The sequence below is a fragment of the Plantibacter sp. MPB07 genome (assembly GCF_046619465.1).
Classification (GTDB): domain Bacteria; phylum Actinomycetota; class Actinomycetes; order Actinomycetales; family Microbacteriaceae; genus Plantibacter; species Plantibacter auratus.
The window spans coordinates 3,910,154-3,924,452 of sequence record NZ_CP177043.1 but is presented as its reverse complement, the minus strand read 5'-3'; the positions used below and the strand labels follow the sequence as shown (position 1 = coordinate 3,924,452).

Sequence of the window (14,299 nt, the reverse complement as noted above, 5' to 3'; positions counted from 1 at the left end):
TCGATCCTGTTCGAATTTCTCCGTCGGCTCGCCTGCAAGCAGCGCCGACCTCCCTAGGAGCGACGCGTGTCCTCACTGCTCTACACCCTCGGCCGCTGGGCGTTCGGCGCCCGCAAGCTCGTGCTGATCCTCTGGATCGCCGTGCTCGCCCTCGCGGGTGGCGGCGCGCTGCTCTTCAACCAGGGAACCGACAACGCCTTCTCCATCCCCGGCACGGAGTCGCAGGAGGCGCTCGACTCGCTCGACCACACCTTCCCGCAGGTGGCCGGTGCCTCGGCACAGATCATCGTCGTCGCACCGAAGGGCGACACCGTCGAGGACGCCGGGGTCCGGTCGGCGATCGACGACGCCGTCACCGCCCTGGGCGACATCGGGCAGGTCGAGCAGGCGGTCTCCCCCTTCGACGAGAACGTGACGGGGGCGGTCTCGGAGGATCAGCGGGCGGCGCTCATCTCGATCCAGTTCGACGGCGCGCAGACCGACATCACCGCCGCCACGATCAGCGACGTCGAGGACGCGGAGGCGAGCCTCGCGAATGCCCTCCCGGCCGGAGCCGAGTCGTCCCTCGGCGGGCAGCTCTTCAGCAACAGCCTGCCGACGCTGAGCATCATCGAGCTCGTCGGCGTGGTCGTCGCGCTCGTCGTCCTCATCCTCACATTCGGCTCCTTCCTCGCCGCGGGCATGCCGCTCGTCACCGCACTGCTCGGGGTCGGCATCTCGATGGCGCTCATCTTCGTGGCGACGGTCTTCGGGCCGATCTCCTCCACAACGCCGATGCTCGCGCTCATGCTCGGCCTGGCCGTCGGCATCGACTACGCGCTGTTCATCATCTCGAGACACCAGGACGGCCTGCGCAGCGGGCTCGACCCGGCCGAATCAGCCGCCCGTGCGACCGCGACGGCCGGTTCCGCCGTCATCTTCGCGGGCCTCACGGTCATCATCGCCCTCCTCGGGCTCGCGGTCGCGAACATCCCGTTCCTCACGACGATGGGTGTCGCCGCGGCTGTCGGTGTCGCGATCGCGGTCGTCATCTCGCTCACCCTCATCCCGGCCATGCTCGGCTTCGCCGGCGAACGCCTCCGGCCCAAGGCGAAGCGGGCCAGGAAGCGCGCGGCGGCCCGGGGCGCTGCCGAGCCGGTCGACGGCCCACAGGACTCGGTCCCTGAGCCCCACAACGCGGTCCCTGAGCACCACCACGCGGTCCCTGAGCACCGCACCGCTGCCCCTGAGCACAACACCGCGGTCCCTGAGCACCCCAACGCGGTCCCTGAGCCTGTCGAAGGGCACCCCAACCGCTTCTTCCTCGGCTGGGTGCGCGGCGTCACGCGACTCCCCATCGTCACGATCGTCGCCGTCGTCGCCGTCCTGGGCGCCCTCGCCATCCCCGCCCTGTCACTCCGACTCGCGCTCCCCGACGCCGGTTCCCTGCCGGAGGGCGACGGAGCCCGCACGACGTACGACCTCGTCTCCGAGCACTTCGGTGAGGGCTTCAACGGGCCGCTCATCGTCACCGGCGGCATCGTCGGCAGTACCGACCCGCTCGGACTCATGGCCGACCTCAAGCAGGAGATCGAGGGACTCGACGGCGTCGCCGCCGTCCCGCTCGCCACCCCCAACGCGACGGCCGACACCGGGATCATCCAGGTCATCCCGAGCGGCAGTCCCGACTCCCAGGCGACGAAGGACCTCGTCGCCGAGATCCGGGGACTGCACCAGTACTTCCAGGACGAGTACGACGTCGACCTGCAGGTCACCGGGTTCACGGCCATCGGCATCGACATCTCCGACCGCCTCGGCGGCGCCCTCCTCCCCTTCGGCCTGATCGTCGTCGGCCTGTCGCTCGTGCTCCTGACGATGGTCTTCCGCTCCATCTGGGTGCCGATCAAGGCGACCCTCGGCTACCTGCTGTCGGTAGCCGCTTCGTTCGGCGTCGTGGCCCTCGTCTTCGAGCACGGCGTGTTCGCCGAGGCCCTCCACGTCGCGAGGACCGGTCCGGTGATCAGCTTCATGCCGATCATCCTCATGGGTGTCCTGTTCGGACTCGCGATGGACTACGAGGTCTTCCTCGTCTCCCGGATGCGCGAGGACTTCGTCCATTCGGGACTCGCGAGGCGGTCCGTCGAGACCGGCTTCCTCGGCTCGGCGAAGGTCGTCACCGCCGCCGCCGTCATCATGTTCGCGGTCTTCGCCGCCTTCGTGCCGGAGGGCGACACGAACATCAAGCCGATCGCCCTCGGCCTCGCGGTCGGCGTCTTCGTCGACGCGTTCATCGTGCGCATGACCCTCGTGCCGGCGGTGCTCGCGCTCCTCGGCGACCACGCCTGGTACCTGCCGAAGTGGCTCGACCGCATCCTGCCGTCGTTCGACGTCGAGGGCGAGGGCCTGCAGCGCGAACTCGAGCTGCGCGAGTGGCGCAACGGTGACGAGGTCGCCATCGCCGCCGCCGGGGTCACCCTGGCCGGCGCGGACGGCCCGCTGTACGAGGACGTCGACACGACGGTCGCCGTCGGTGGCGTGCTCGCGGTGCAGGGCGCGCGCCCGGTTGCGGTCACCGCCCTCCTGCTGACGCTGGCCGGCCGCCTCGAAGCCGACCACGGCCGACTCAAGGTCGCCGGTCTGGTCCTCCCGGTCCGCGCCGGGGCCGTCCGGTCCCGCGTCGCGTACGTCCGTCTCGACCACGGCGACGCCGTCGGGACGCTCGCCTCGGCGCTGGCCGAACGCCCGGCCGTCATCGTCCTCGACGGGGTCGACACCGTGCCGGACGACGACACGAGACGCGGACTGTACGAGCACCTCCTGACGGCGACCAGAGCCGCGGAACGCTCGCGTCGGCCGCTCACGATCGTCGTCGGCACCGCGGACGCGTCCTCGCTCGCCGACGTCCTGCCGACCACGGCGCCGGAGGTACTCGACCTCGACCGCGCCGCCACCTCCTCAACTCCCACCGCCATCGCTGAATCGAAGGTCGACGCATGAGCACCATCCTGAACCGCCTCGAACGGGCCCGCTCCGGCAAGGGCATCACGGTCGTCTCGATCATCGGCCTCATCCTCGTGCCGCTCGTCATCGCCGGCGGACTCGTCTGGGCGCTGTGGAACCCGGCGGAACGACTCGGTCAGGTGACCGCCGCCATCGTGAACGACGACAAGCCGGTGACCGTCAACGGCCAGACCGTGCCGCTCGGACGCCAGCTCTCCGCGGGCCTCGTCGACGGCGACCAGAAGACCAACTACACCTGGGTCATCACCGACGCGTCCGACGCGAAGGCGGGCCTCGCCGACGGTTCGTACACGGCCGTCGTGACGATCCCGGAGAACTTCTCGAAGGCGGCGACCTCGTTCTCCGGCGACGCCGCCGACGCCGAGCGCGCCCGCCTCGACGTGACGACGAGCGACCGCAGCAAGCTCGTCGACGACGCCATCTCCCAGACGATCACGCAGACCGCGGCCTCGCTCCTCGGTCGGCAGCTCACCACCACCTACCTCGAGAACGTCTACGTCGGGTTCAACACCCTCCACGACCAGCTCGGCGAGGCCGCCGACGGCGCGAAGCAGCTCTCGACGGGCGGACTCTCGCTCGCGCAGGGTGCGCAGCAACTCGCGAACGGCACCACACAGCTCGCCACGGGCGCGACGCAGTTGTCGTCGGGTGCGACGCAGCTGAGTGACGGCGTGGATGCGCTGGCCGACGGCGCCAAGCAGCTGTCCGCCGGTGCGACGCAGCTGAGCGACGGGGCGGCCCCGCTCGCGAGCGGAGCCGCGACGTTGTACGCCGGGACGCAGGGTGACGGGAGCGCGGAGAACCCGGGGCTGGTCGGCGGAGCCAATGGGCTCGCCGAGGCGGCGATCGGAACCTCCCGCGTCGCCGACGCGACGAAGGCTGCAGCGACGTCCGTGGCGGCTCGCTGCCTGGACCCGGTGAAAGCGGCAGCGTTGACGGCGATCGACCCGACGCTGTGCAAGGACATCCTCACGACCTTCGGCACCGCCACCGCCCTCACCGACGGCGACATCTCGACCGGATACCCCGGCACCACCTCCCTGGCGACGAAGACCAAGCAGTTCTCCGGCCAGATGCCCGCACTCGTCGACGGCATCGCGCAGATCAACACCGCGGCGGCACAGATCGCGGCGGGCGCAGCAGGCCTTGCCGACGGCGCCTCCAAGGCCGCCTCCGGGACGGCGCAGTTGCAGACGGGTGCATCCGCCCTCGCCGACGGCGCCGCGCAGTCGGCGACCGGCACGACCCAGCTCGCCGACGCGTCGAACCAGCTTGCTTCGGGCGCCGGAACGTTGTCCGGCGGGATCACCTCGCTCGCGTCCGGTCTGCAGAGCGCGGTCGACAGCCTGCCGACCTACACGAGCTCCGACCGGCAGACGCTCGCGGACGTCGTCGCCGACCCGGTCTCGGCCGGCGATTCGGCGACGGTGTCCTTCGGCACGAACAGCGCTCCCTTCTACGCCGTCCTCGCCCTCTGGCTGGGTGCGCTCGCGAGCTTCCTCGTGCTGCGGCCGGTCCCCTCGCGGGCGTTCGGGTCCACGCGGTCCTCGTTGCGGCTCGCACTCGGTGCCTTCGTGCCGGCGGGGGCGATCGGGATGCTGCAGGGCCTGCTCGTCGCCGTGATCACCGCACCGCTGCTCGACCTGGACCCCTCCGGGTGGACCGCCTTCGCCGGGATCGCCGTGCTCGCGGGCCTCGTGTTCGCCGCGGCGAACCAAGCCCTCAACGCCCTCTTCGGCGGTGCGGGACGGTTCATCTCGATGATCGTCGCCATCATCGGCCTGGCGACCGGGATCATCGCGACGGTTCCCCAGGTGCTCGACCAGGTGCTCGGGTTCCTGCCGATCGCACCCGCGCTCGGTGGTCTGCAGGCGATCGCGATCGGCGACACGGGAGCAGCGGCCGGCGTCGTCGGTCTCGTCCTCTGGCTCCTCGGATCGCTAGCCGCGACGACGTTCGCGATCGCCCGGGCGAGGACCACGTCGGTGAAGGCGCTCGTCCCGGCCGCCGCCTGATGCCCGGCGAGAACCCCGCCGGTAGGCTGGGGTGATGAGCAGCAGCGAAGACCGGGAACTGGCCGAATGGGGCGAGCAGCGCAAGCGTCGTCAGCGGCTCATCGCCTGGGTCCTCGTCGTCGCGCTCGTCCTCGGTGGAGGCGGCGCGACCGTCCTCGGCTTCATCTTCAACTAGCCCCGCCCTCCCTGCCCGGTCGCCAGCGCGGTGCGCTGACGCGAGCGCGCCCCACACGCGCGAGCGCGGGTCTCCGGAGGGTCGCGCTCACGCCCTGGACCCGCGCCCGCGCCGGAACCGAGCATCTCGGTTCAGCGCACCGCACTGGCGCCGGAACCCGACGTCTCGGGTCAGCGCACCGCGCTGACCGTCGTCAGGGTCGGGCGTCGTGCAGGTCTCGCTGCTTGACGATGCGCTCCGGGTTCGCAGGGCGCATACCGACGATGATCTTGCCCCGCGCGTGCAGCCGCTCGAGATCCTCGAACGCGTCGATGATCAGGTCGAACGGGTAGAACGCCGAGACGACGACCTTCAACGCGTGGTCGGCGGCATACTCCGCGAGACGTTGCAGCTGCTTCGTGGCGTGCGCGGCGAACTCCTCGTCCGGCTCGAGTGCGGCGAGCTCGATGGCCTTCCGATCCTCGCTCGACCGGTACTTCTCCGGTGGAACACCGAGCTCGAACGCGAGCTCCTGGCCGTCCTGACCGAAGTTGTCGATGAACGCCGTCACACCTTCGGGCGCGAGCTTGCGGATCCGATCCGCCATGCCCTCGCCATAGACGACCGGCTTGACGCCCTGCTCCCGCAGGAAGTCGTGATTGCGCTCACCGCACGTGCCGATGACCCGCACGCCCGCGAACTTCGCCAGCTGCGCCTCGATGTTCCCGACCCCACCGGCCGCCGCCGAGATGACGAGGGTGTCACCCTGCTTGAGGTGCAGCCCGTCGAGCGTGTCGAGCGCCGTCAGCCCAGCGAGGTAGAGCCCGCCGGCCTCCTCCCAACTCACCCGTTTCGGCTTGCGGACGAGGGACGACGCCGGGACGACGACCTGCGTGGCGTGGGCGCCGCGGACGGCGTGACCGATCACCTCGTCGCCCCGCTTCCAGCCTTCGACGCCGGTCCCGACCTCGCGGATCAGTCCGGCGAAGTCGCTCCCCTGCCCCGTCGGCAGCTCGATCGGCACCGTCTCGGCGAGGTGCCCCTCGCGGACGAACGCCTCGATGTGGTTGATGCCGCTCGCGAGGACGTCGACCACGACCTCGCCCCATCTGGGATGCGGCATCTCGGACTCGATGAACTCGAGTACGTCGGGCCCGCCGTAGCGGGCATAGCGGAGTGACCTCGTCGTCTGCTTCGAACCGAACATGGTTCATCTTCCACCTGCCGGTCGCTAGCCGATCGAACTATCAGCTGGCTTACAGGTTCACCGGACGGCCTCGCATGACGACGCCCGCTCGCCCAGGAATGGGCGAACGGGCGTCGGCTGGCCCATTTTTGGGCGACTGAGACGGGTCAGCCCTTCACCGCTCCAGCGGTCAGGCCCTGCACGATGTACCGGCTCGCGAACGCGAACAGCACCATCGTCGGGATGATCGTCAGCACGGCGGCCGCCGACATGGAGCCCCAGTCGATGTTGTAGCTCGTGATGAAGCCGTTGAGCGCCGTCGGGATCGTCTTGTTCGCGTCGCTGTTGATGAGCGTCACCGAGAGGAACAGCTCGTTCCAACAGTTCACGAAGTTGAAGATGAACGCCGCCACGATCCCGGGCTTCAGCACCGGGACGAGCACCCGGAAGAGCGCGCCGAACCGCGAGCAGCCGTCGATCATGGCCGCCTCCTCGAGGGCGTCGGGGATGTTCTCGAAGAACCCTCGGAGCATGACGGTGCAGAACGGGATGCACACCGCGATGTAGATGAGAATGAGCCCGAACCGGTTGTCGACGAGCTTGAGCTGCGTCATCAGCAGGTACAGCGGGCCGAGCGCGATGAACGACGGGATCATCTGCGTGGCGAGGAACGCCAGCAGGATCGCCCCCTTGCTCCGGAACTCGAACCGCGCCAACACGTATGCCGACAGCATCGAGATGAAGGTCGCCACGACGGCTGCGATCGTCGCCACGATGAGGCTGTTGACGACGTAGGTGCCGAACTGCGCCTTGCTGAACAGGCCGAGGTAGTTCTCGATCGAGAACACCTCCGGCCAGTACGTCAGCGGGTAGGAGAAGATCGCGCCCGGCTTCTTGAACGAGGTGACGACGATCCAGTACAGCGGGAACACCGTGATGACGAGCCACAGCCCGAGGAAGAGGAACTTGACGACCTTCGCGGTCCGTGTCTCCTGGTCGATCATGCCTTCACCTTCTTCTCACGCATGGACAGCAGGTAGAACGCGGTGAACACCAGCAGGATCGCGACGACGATGAGGCCGATCGCGGAGGCCCGGCCGTAGTCGCCGCGCTGGGTGGTCGCGATCATCCAGGTCGTCAGGATGTGGGTCTGGTTCGCCGGACCGCCGCCCGTCATGCCGTAGATGATGTCGGGGAAGTTGAAGATCCAGATGACGCGGAGCAGCACCGTGAGGGCGAGCGTCGTGCGGATGTACGGGATCGTGATCTGGAAGAGCATGCGCGCCTTGCCCGCGCCGTCGAGCGCCGCGGCCTCGAAGAGGTCCTCCGGCACCGACTGCAGGGCGGCGAGGATCATGATCGCGAAGAAGGTGACGCCGTACCAGACGTTCGCGACGATGACGGCGAACATCGCGGTGTTCGGGTCGGCCAGCCACGGGATCGGGGTGTCGATCAGCCCGACCTTCTGGAGCAGGTCGTTGATCACGCCGAACTCGCTGTTGAACATCCAGCGGAACAGGATGCCGATGAGGAAGCCCGAGATGGCCCACGGGAAGAAGATCATCGCCTGGTAGAGACCGCGGAAACGGAACTTCCGGCGCAGCCACAGGGCGATGCCGAAGCCGATGACGAACTGCGGGACGATCGAGGCCACCACCCAGAGCACGGTGTTCGCGACGACCTTGCCGAAGGCCGGGTCGGCGAAGACGGCCAGGAAGTTGGCGAATCCCACCCAGGAGGTGTCGGTGAGGTTGGCGAGGTTCCAGTTGCGGAACGCCATCTGGGAGCCGGCGATCATCGGGTAGTAGATGAAGATCGCCACGAAGATGAACGCGGGCGCGAGGAAGGCGAGGAGGCCGAAGCCGCGGCGCACCGTGAAGGTGCGCCGCCGACGCCCACCGGCGGTCCGCGAGGGACCGGCCGGGGGTGTCGGGGTCGCACGCTGCTGCGTGCGACCCGCTTCGTCAGTGGTGGTCGTCATGGACGGTTACTCGCTCTTCCACTTCTCGGTCCAGTACTCGTCCCAGCCCGCAAGGAGCTTCTCCGGCGTCAGCTGGCCGATGAGGACCTGCTGGATCTCCGAGTCGGACTTCTGGATCCACTCGGTCCACCAGGAGGAGCCGCGCGGCTGCGTGACGCTCAGGTAGGTGTCCGGGTTCTCGTTCATGGTGACGTAGCTGGCCCACGGGCCGGTCTTGTAGAAGTCGCTGTCCGCCGCGCTCTTGACGATCGGGACGAGGCTGTTCTCCTGGGCGAAGGTGGTGGCCTGCTTGTCCTCGGAGAGGAACTCGATGAGCTTCGCGGCCTCGGCTTTGTGCTCGCTCGACGCCGCCGTGCCCCAGCCCGCGGTCGCCATGGGCTGCGCAGCCTTGCCGGTCGGACCGGTCAACAGCGGAGCGGTGCTCCACTGCTCGGCTGTGATCGCCTCGGACTGCTCGACGGTCGCGATGACCTCCGGGTCCTGCAGGAGGAACGCGGTCGAACCGTTCGAGAAGCCTTCGACCATCTCGGGGTAGCCCCACGCGACGGACGACGGCGGCGAAGCCTCCTTGAAGAGGTCGAAGTAGGTGTTGACGGCGTCGAGCGCCTCCGGTGCGGAGAAGATCGTGTCGCCGTTCGTCAGCTTGAACGCGTTCTCGGTGTCGAGGTCGTCGGCGACGTAGGCCTCGATGGCCGCGACGACGTTGCTGTTCGCGTTGGTGCCGCCCCGGAAGGCGTAGCCGAACTGGTTCTTCGAGGGGTCCTGGATCGCCGAGGCCTGCTCGAGGAGGTCGTCCCAGCTCGTCGGGGGCCCGTCGAAACCGGCTTCCTTGATGAGGTCGGTGCGGTAGAACAGGCTCAGCCCGTAGAAGCCGTAGGGCACGTAGTAGACCTTGCCGTCCTCGCCCTTCGCGTACTTCGTCGCGTTGTCGGTGAGGTCGTCCCAGCCCTTCCAGTCCTCGAGCTCGCCGCTCATGTCGTCGAGCCAGCCGTTGGTGGAGAAGGGGCCGACGGTGATGTCGCGGACCTCGAGCACGTCGACGCCCGAGCCGGACTGCAGCATCTGGGTGATCTTCTGGTCGGCCTGGTCGGTCGGCGGCGAGATGAGCTCGACCTTGATCTTGGGGTTGTCTGCCTCGAAGTCCGCGATGAGCGACTTCAGGACCTCGGTCCGGGCGGGGTTGGTCAGGCTCTCGACCATCTGCAGGGTGACGGTGCCGTCGCTCGCGCCGCCGGCACAGGCCGACAGGGCGAGGCCGGTGACGACGGACAGGCCGATGGCTGCCGTTGCGCGTGACTTCCTCATGCTCGCTTCTCCTTTGAGTGGTGCTGATGGGGGTGCTGCGGGGGTGGGTGCTGTGGTGCCGGTGCGGTGCGGTGGTGCTGGTGTGGTGGTGTCGGGTCGGGCGGTTCCGCGCTCAGCTCGTGGCCGCGCGCTCCTCGTCGGCCCATCGCGCGAGCACCGGGACGGCGTGCTCGGCGAAGTGTTCGAAGTCCTCGGGGGTGTTGTAGACGTGGGTGGAGAGTCGGACGTAGCCGATCCCGTCGAGGCTCGTGAACGCGCCCTCGACCCCGAGCTCGGCGGAGACGCGGTCGCGGAGGCCGTCGGCGGTCGCGTGGGTCGTCGCGAGGCCGGTCGGGAGCTTGACGAGCCGGAGGGCGTTGACGGGCATGCCCACGTCGACGTGGCTGTCCTCGCCGGTGATGGCGGTCACGGCGTCGGCGACCACCTCGACGGCGTAGTCGGCGAGCTCGGTCATGTAGTCCCTTGCGGCCGACCAGCCCCACATGTCCTCGATGAACCCGAGCGAGGTCGCCGCGGCGAGGTAGCTCGTGACGTCGACCGTGCCCTGGGTGTCGAAGCGCTGCGGGAACGGGTACGGCGAACCCCAGGAGTCGATGAGCGGGTAGAGCTCCTGCGCGAGCGGGCTGCGGGCGACGAGGACGGCGGCACCGCGCGGGGCGCACCCGAACTTGTGCAGGTTGCCGACCCAGAAGTCGCAGTCGAGGTCGCGCATGGGATCGGCGTACAGGCCGGGGACGTGCGCGGCGTCGACGAGCGTGGGGATGCCGGCGGCGCGCGCGGTGGCGGCGATCTGCTGGACCGGCAGGAGTCTCGCGGTCGGCGAGGTGATCTGGTCCATCACGACGAGCGCCGTGCGGTCGCTGAACTCGGCGACGACGGCGTCGTGGGCGGTCTGTGCATCGGCGTCGAGCGGGATGCGGGCGGTCCGGACGGTGCCGCCCCAGCGACGCGCGAGTCGCTCGGCACCCATCGTGACGGCGCCGTAGCCGTGGTCGGTGACGATGATCTCGAGGCCGCGCTGCACGGGGAGGCTGGAGAAGACGACGCTCGCCCCGGCGCTCGCGTTCGGAACCATGGCGAGCTGGTCGACCGAGGCCCCGAGGAAGTCGGCGATCCCGACACGGGCCGCGCCGACCTTGGCCGGGAGGGCCGGGAACCAGGTGAGGGGTGCCGCCTCCATCTCGCGGCGGAGGGCCTGCTGGTGCTCCTGCGCGACGATCGGGACCGCCCCGAAGGATCCGTGGTTGATGTGACGCTTGGTCGGATCCAGCGTCCACCCGGCCGTTGCCGGTCGGCCGTCGCCGAGCGTGAGCGGCGCTGGCCGTGCGATGGTGCGAGTGTCCACAGTGACGTTCCTCCGAGTCGATTATGCAGTGGATTGTCCGATAACCATAGGGGCAACGTTTGATGACTTGGGTTTCTGTCGTGTTACAAGTGATCACTCAGGTCGTTTCGGGATCAATTCATCGGATGACTTGACGTTCGAGCATGGATTCATCGGACGTCTCGCAGCCCAGGGCGGCTCGCGGATCACCGGTGAGGGCCCGCTACGATGGCGGGACGACCCCTGAGGAGGAGCCGCATGTCCGCAGTCGACACCGCGTTCCACGGCCTGCGACACATGATCGCGTCGGGACGGCTCGTGGCGGGGCAGCGGTTCCCGGCCGAGAACGAGCTCTGCGACGAACTCGGCGTGTCCCGCGGGTCCCTGCGTGAGGCCGTCCGCATGCTGGCCGCCCTCGGGATCATCGAGTCGCGGCACGGCTCGGGCACCTACGTGTCGATGCTCCGGCCCGAGGAGATCATCGGCAGCCTGTCGCTCACGGTCGACCTCCTCCCCCTCGACGGTCTCCTGCAGATGTACGAGCTGCGGCGGGTGCTCGAGACCCATGCCACCTCGCAGGCGGCTGCTCGCGCCAGCGACGAGGTGCGCGCCGAACTCGCCGAACTCGTGGAGGCGATGGAACGGACGACCGACCCCGCCGAGTCGAGCGAGCTGGACCACCGGTTCCACGAGCTCATCGCGCGGACGGCCGGGAACGCCACGCTGACGGCCCTGCTGCAGGTCTTCCGGTCGCGCTCGCGAGCCTACGACGTCTTCAGCCTCCCCGCCGGCGACGAGCTGCGTCGGGTCAGCAACCGCGGCCACCGGGCGATGACCGAGGCGATCATCTCGCGCGACCCCGTCGGGGCGGCCGGGGCGGCGTCAGCCCACGTCGCGCAGACCGAGGAGTGGTTGCGGGTCCTGCAGCCGCCGGCGACCCCCGCCGACTGAGGTCTGGTTGCGCCAGCGCGGTGCGCTGACGACTGTGGTCAGGAGGTCGGAAGGATGGGCGTGCCGATGAGCCGCTCGAGGTCGGTCCACAGCGCCGCCGCGACGTCCTGATCGGTCGTGATCGCAGCAGGGGTCTGCCGCACGGCGTCGCCCTTCGTGAGCCACCGGGGACCGTAGAACCAACCACCGTCGGCCGACTCGTCGGTGACCGCTCGGAGCGTCGGCTCGGCACCACGCTGCTTGCTCTGCGCGTAGACGGACTGCAGGGCGTCGGAGAAGCGGCGCCCGCGGGTCGGCTCGTTGACGCCGGGGACGCGACGGTCGAGTCCGTTGACCGAGTAGCCGGGGTGCGCGACGAGTGCCCGGACGGTGCTGTGCGACGCCGCGAGCCGACGGTCGAGCTCGAAGCCGAGCGATGAGAGGGCGATCTTCGACTGGGCGTACGCCTGCCAGCCGCTGTACCCGTCGCGGAGCTGCAGGTCGTCACCGTGGAACCGGACGAGCAGGGTGGAGAGGCTGCCGAGGAGGACGACCCGCGGCGCGACGTCGTGCTCGTCCGCCGTGCGCTGCAGGATCGGGAGCGCCTCGGCGAGCAGCGCGGCGTGACCGACGACGTTCGTCGCGAAGACCAACTCGATGCCATCGGCGGTCTCCTGGCGTTCCTTCGGCATGTGCACCATGCCGGCGTTCGCGACGAGCGCGTCGAGTCGGTCGAGGTCCGCGATCCGCTCACCCGCCGCTCGAACCGAATCGAGGGAGGAGGTGTCGAAGGGGAGGTGACTGAGTCGGGCATCGGGCACCTTCACCCGGATCGCCCGCATCGCCGCCTGCGTCTTGGTCGCACTCCGCGACGCGAGAACGACCTCCGCGCCCGCTCGCGCGAGCCCGAGGCTCGTCCAGAAACCGAGGCCGGCGTTCGCTCCGGTGACGAGGACGACGCGTCCGGTCTGATCGGGCAGGGAGTCGGCGTTCCAGGTCATGGTCTCATGATGGCGCAGGACGCTGGACACCTCCCGAAGAAGCACCACCCCTTGCCCTGGCTCACCCGAGATGCCAGCGCGGTGCGCCGACGTGACCGCGCGCGAATCGGGCCGACCGTGGACGAACGGGCCTGACCGCACACGAACGGGCGTGACCGCGGGCCACACGCGTGGGCGCGACCCTCCGGAGACCCGCGCTCACGCCACAGACCCGCGCTCGCGTCAGCGCACCGCGCTGGCGGAACGGAACACGCGGGATCAGTGCTGGTTGGCGAGACGCTCGTGGTGGTGGATGACCTCGGCGACGACGAAGTTGAACCACTTCTCGGCGAAGGCCGGATCGAGGTGCGACTCCTCGGCGAGCGCCCGGAGACGGGTGATCTGCCGCTGTTCGCGCGCCGGGTCGCTCGCAGGCATGTCGTGCTCGGCCTTCAGGCGACCGACCTCCTGCGTGCACTTGAACCGCTCGGCCAGCAGGTGGACGAGTGCCGCATCGATGTTGTCGATGCTGCTCCGCAGGCGGCCCAATCGCTCGGTGGCCGCCTGGGCGTCCGCCGCAGCGGCGCCGGTCGTGGGTTCGGGTTGCTGCTCGGCCTGGCTCATGCGAAAACTCTAGCAACGCGCCGGGGGCCGGAGCCGGGTCACCGGGCGATCCCCCAGCCGGTTCACCGCGGATCCTCGACGAGACATCCCGCCTCGAGGTGCACCCGCGCGTCGGCCTCCGCGACCGCGACCGGATCATGCGTCACCTCCACCACCGTCGCGCCACGGTCGGCCTCCGCCCGGAGCACCTCGCGGATCGCCAGCCCGGCAACACGGTCGAGGCCGACGGTCGGCTCGTCGAGCAGCAGCAGGTCGGCCTCACGCGCGAGCGCCTGCGCGACGAGGACCCGCTGGCGCTGCCCGCCCGACAGCTCACCGAAGGTGCGCCCGGCGAGGTGCAGGACGTCGAGGCGGGCGAGGCTCTCGTCGACGATGCGTCGGTCCCGAGCCCCGAGTCGACCCCACCAGCGACGCAGCGTCGGCCAGCGTCCCATCGACGCGACGTCGCGCACCGTGACCGGGAAGCGCTCAGGCACGGCACTGCGTTGCGGGACGTAGGCGGCGGACCGACCGTCGAGGCCGTCGACGCCGCCCGAGGTCGGTCGGTGGAGGCCCGCGATCACCGCGAGCAGCGTCGACTTCCCCGCTCCGTTCGCCCCGGTGACGACGGTGATGGCCGCCGCCCCGACCTCGGCTGAGATCCCGTGCAGGACGCGCGCGCCGTCGTACTCGGCCGACACGTCGTGGAGTCGGATGCCGGACACGACGGGCCGTCCCGCCATCGGAGGGCGAGGGGTGCTCGTCGCGGATCGCATGTCATCACCCTATCAATACTGAGAATCATTTTCATGTAGAGTGCT

General features: G+C 69.5%; 12 protein-coding genes. 4 read left to right on the top strand and 8 right to left on the bottom strand.

The window, feature by feature from the left end:
* Positions 1-66: 66 nt before the first annotated feature.
* The 3 genes from ACLIME_RS18360 to ACLIME_RS18350 are packed head-to-tail and all read left to right on the top strand — an operon-like array spanning position 67 to position 5,190.
* A complete protein-coding gene (locus tag ACLIME_RS18360; RefSeq protein WP_411557851.1) occupies positions 67-2,976 on the top strand; it encodes an MMPL family transporter in 2,910 nt (969 codons plus the stop codon).
* Positions 2,973-5,015 (top strand): YhgE/Pip family protein, encoded by a 2,043-nt coding sequence (locus ACLIME_RS18355; RefSeq protein ID WP_411557850.1) that lies wholly within the window; start codon positions 2,973-2,975, stop codon positions 5,013-5,015. The genes ACLIME_RS18360 and ACLIME_RS18355 overlap by 4 nt, the downstream gene beginning before the upstream one ends.
* A 34-nt stretch (positions 5,016-5,049) precedes the next feature.
* On the top strand, positions 5,050-5,190 hold the full coding sequence (locus ACLIME_RS18350; RefSeq protein WP_162852291.1) for a hypothetical protein: 141 nt from the start codon (positions 5,050-5,052) through the stop codon (positions 5,188-5,190).
* 193 nt (positions 5,191-5,383) lie between these two features.
* Here the strand turns inward: ACLIME_RS18350 and ACLIME_RS18345 are convergent, their stop codons facing one another.
* From ACLIME_RS18345 to ACLIME_RS18325, 5 genes are all read right to left on the bottom strand, one after another.
* Positions 5,384-6,376, bottom strand: a complete 993-nt coding sequence (locus ACLIME_RS18345; RefSeq protein WP_411557849.1) for an NADP-dependent oxidoreductase — start codon at positions 6,374-6,376, stop codon at positions 5,384-5,386.
* Between the two features lie 146 nt (positions 6,377-6,522).
* Positions 6,523-7,359 (bottom strand): carbohydrate ABC transporter permease, encoded by an 837-nt coding sequence (locus tag ACLIME_RS18340; protein ID WP_085511878.1) that lies wholly within the window; start codon positions 7,357-7,359, stop codon positions 6,523-6,525.
* Positions 7,356-8,336 carry a carbohydrate ABC transporter permease gene (locus ACLIME_RS18335; RefSeq protein ID WP_079705023.1) on the bottom strand — a complete coding sequence of 327 codons (981 nt, stop codon included), beginning with the start codon at positions 8,334-8,336 and terminating at the stop codon, positions 7,356-7,358. The genes ACLIME_RS18340 and ACLIME_RS18335 overlap by 4 nt, the downstream gene beginning before the upstream one ends.
* A gap of 6 nt (positions 8,337-8,342) precedes the next feature.
* On the bottom strand, positions 8,343-9,641 hold the full coding sequence (locus ACLIME_RS18330; protein WP_064294151.1) for an ABC transporter substrate-binding protein: 1,299 nt from the start codon (positions 9,639-9,641) through the stop codon (positions 8,343-8,345).
* Between the two features lie 112 nt (positions 9,642-9,753).
* A complete protein-coding gene (locus ACLIME_RS18325; RefSeq protein WP_411557848.1) occupies positions 9,754-10,986 on the bottom strand; it encodes an aminotransferase class V-fold PLP-dependent enzyme in 1,233 nt (410 codons plus the stop codon).
* Between the two features lie 237 nt (positions 10,987-11,223).
* Between ACLIME_RS18325 and ACLIME_RS18320 the strand changes: the two genes are divergently transcribed.
* Entirely contained in the window at positions 11,224-11,916 is a 693-nt protein-coding gene (locus ACLIME_RS18320; protein ID WP_071262252.1) for a FadR/GntR family transcriptional regulator, read from the top strand.
* A gap of 38 nt (positions 11,917-11,954) precedes the next feature.
* On the opposite strand, the gene ACLIME_RS18315 is transcribed toward ACLIME_RS18320, so the two are convergent.
* The 3 genes from ACLIME_RS18315 to aztA form a co-directional block, all read right to left on the bottom strand.
* A complete protein-coding gene (locus ACLIME_RS18315; RefSeq protein ID WP_411557847.1) occupies positions 11,955-12,896 on the bottom strand; it encodes an SDR family NAD(P)-dependent oxidoreductase in 942 nt (313 codons plus the stop codon).
* Positions 12,897-13,154: 258 nt separating this feature from the next.
* Positions 13,155-13,499, bottom strand: a complete 345-nt coding sequence (locus ACLIME_RS18310) for a chorismate mutase (protein WP_064296108.1) — start codon at positions 13,497-13,499, stop codon at positions 13,155-13,157.
* Between the two features lie 62 nt (positions 13,500-13,561).
* On the bottom strand, positions 13,562-14,254 hold the full coding sequence (aztA, locus tag ACLIME_RS18305; protein WP_411557846.1) for a zinc ABC transporter ATP-binding protein AztA: 693 nt from the start codon (positions 14,252-14,254) through the stop codon (positions 13,562-13,564).
* Positions 14,255-14,299 lie beyond the last annotated feature (45 nt).

Bases quoted from the DNA above. Each gene is read 5' to 3' on its own strand.
- ACLIME_RS18355 (WP_411557850.1), top strand. From the start codon at position 2,973: ATGAGCACCATCCTGAACCGCCTCGAACGGGCCCGCTCCGGCAAGGGC.
- ACLIME_RS18350 (WP_162852291.1), top strand. From the start codon at position 5,050: ATGAGCAGCAGCGAAGACCGGGAACTGGCCGAATGGGGCGAGCAGCGC.
- ACLIME_RS18345 (WP_411557849.1), bottom strand. From the start codon at position 6,376: ATGTTCGGTTCGAAGCAGACGACGAGGTCACTCCGCTATGCCCGCTAC.
- ACLIME_RS18340 (WP_085511878.1), bottom strand. From the start codon at position 7,359: ATGATCGACCAGGAGACACGGACCGCGAAGGTCGTCAAGTTCCTCTTC.
- ACLIME_RS18335 (WP_079705023.1), bottom strand. From the start codon at position 8,336: ATGACGACCACCACTGACGAAGCGGGTCGCACGCAGCAGCGTGCGACC.
- ACLIME_RS18330 (WP_064294151.1), bottom strand. From the start codon at position 9,641: ATGAGGAAGTCACGCGCAACGGCAGCCATCGGCCTGTCCGTCGTCACC.
- ACLIME_RS18320 (WP_071262252.1), top strand. From the start codon at position 11,224: ATGTCCGCAGTCGACACCGCGTTCCACGGCCTGCGACACATGATCGCG.
- ACLIME_RS18315 (WP_411557847.1), bottom strand. From the start codon at position 12,896: ATGACCTGGAACGCCGACTCCCTGCCCGATCAGACCGGACGCGTCGTC.
- ACLIME_RS18310 (WP_064296108.1), bottom strand. From the start codon at position 13,499: ATGAGCCAGGCCGAGCAGCAACCCGAACCCACGACCGGCGCCGCTGCG.
- aztA (WP_411557846.1), bottom strand. From the start codon at position 14,254: ATGCGATCCGCGACGAGCACCCCTCGCCCTCCGATGGCGGGACGGCCC.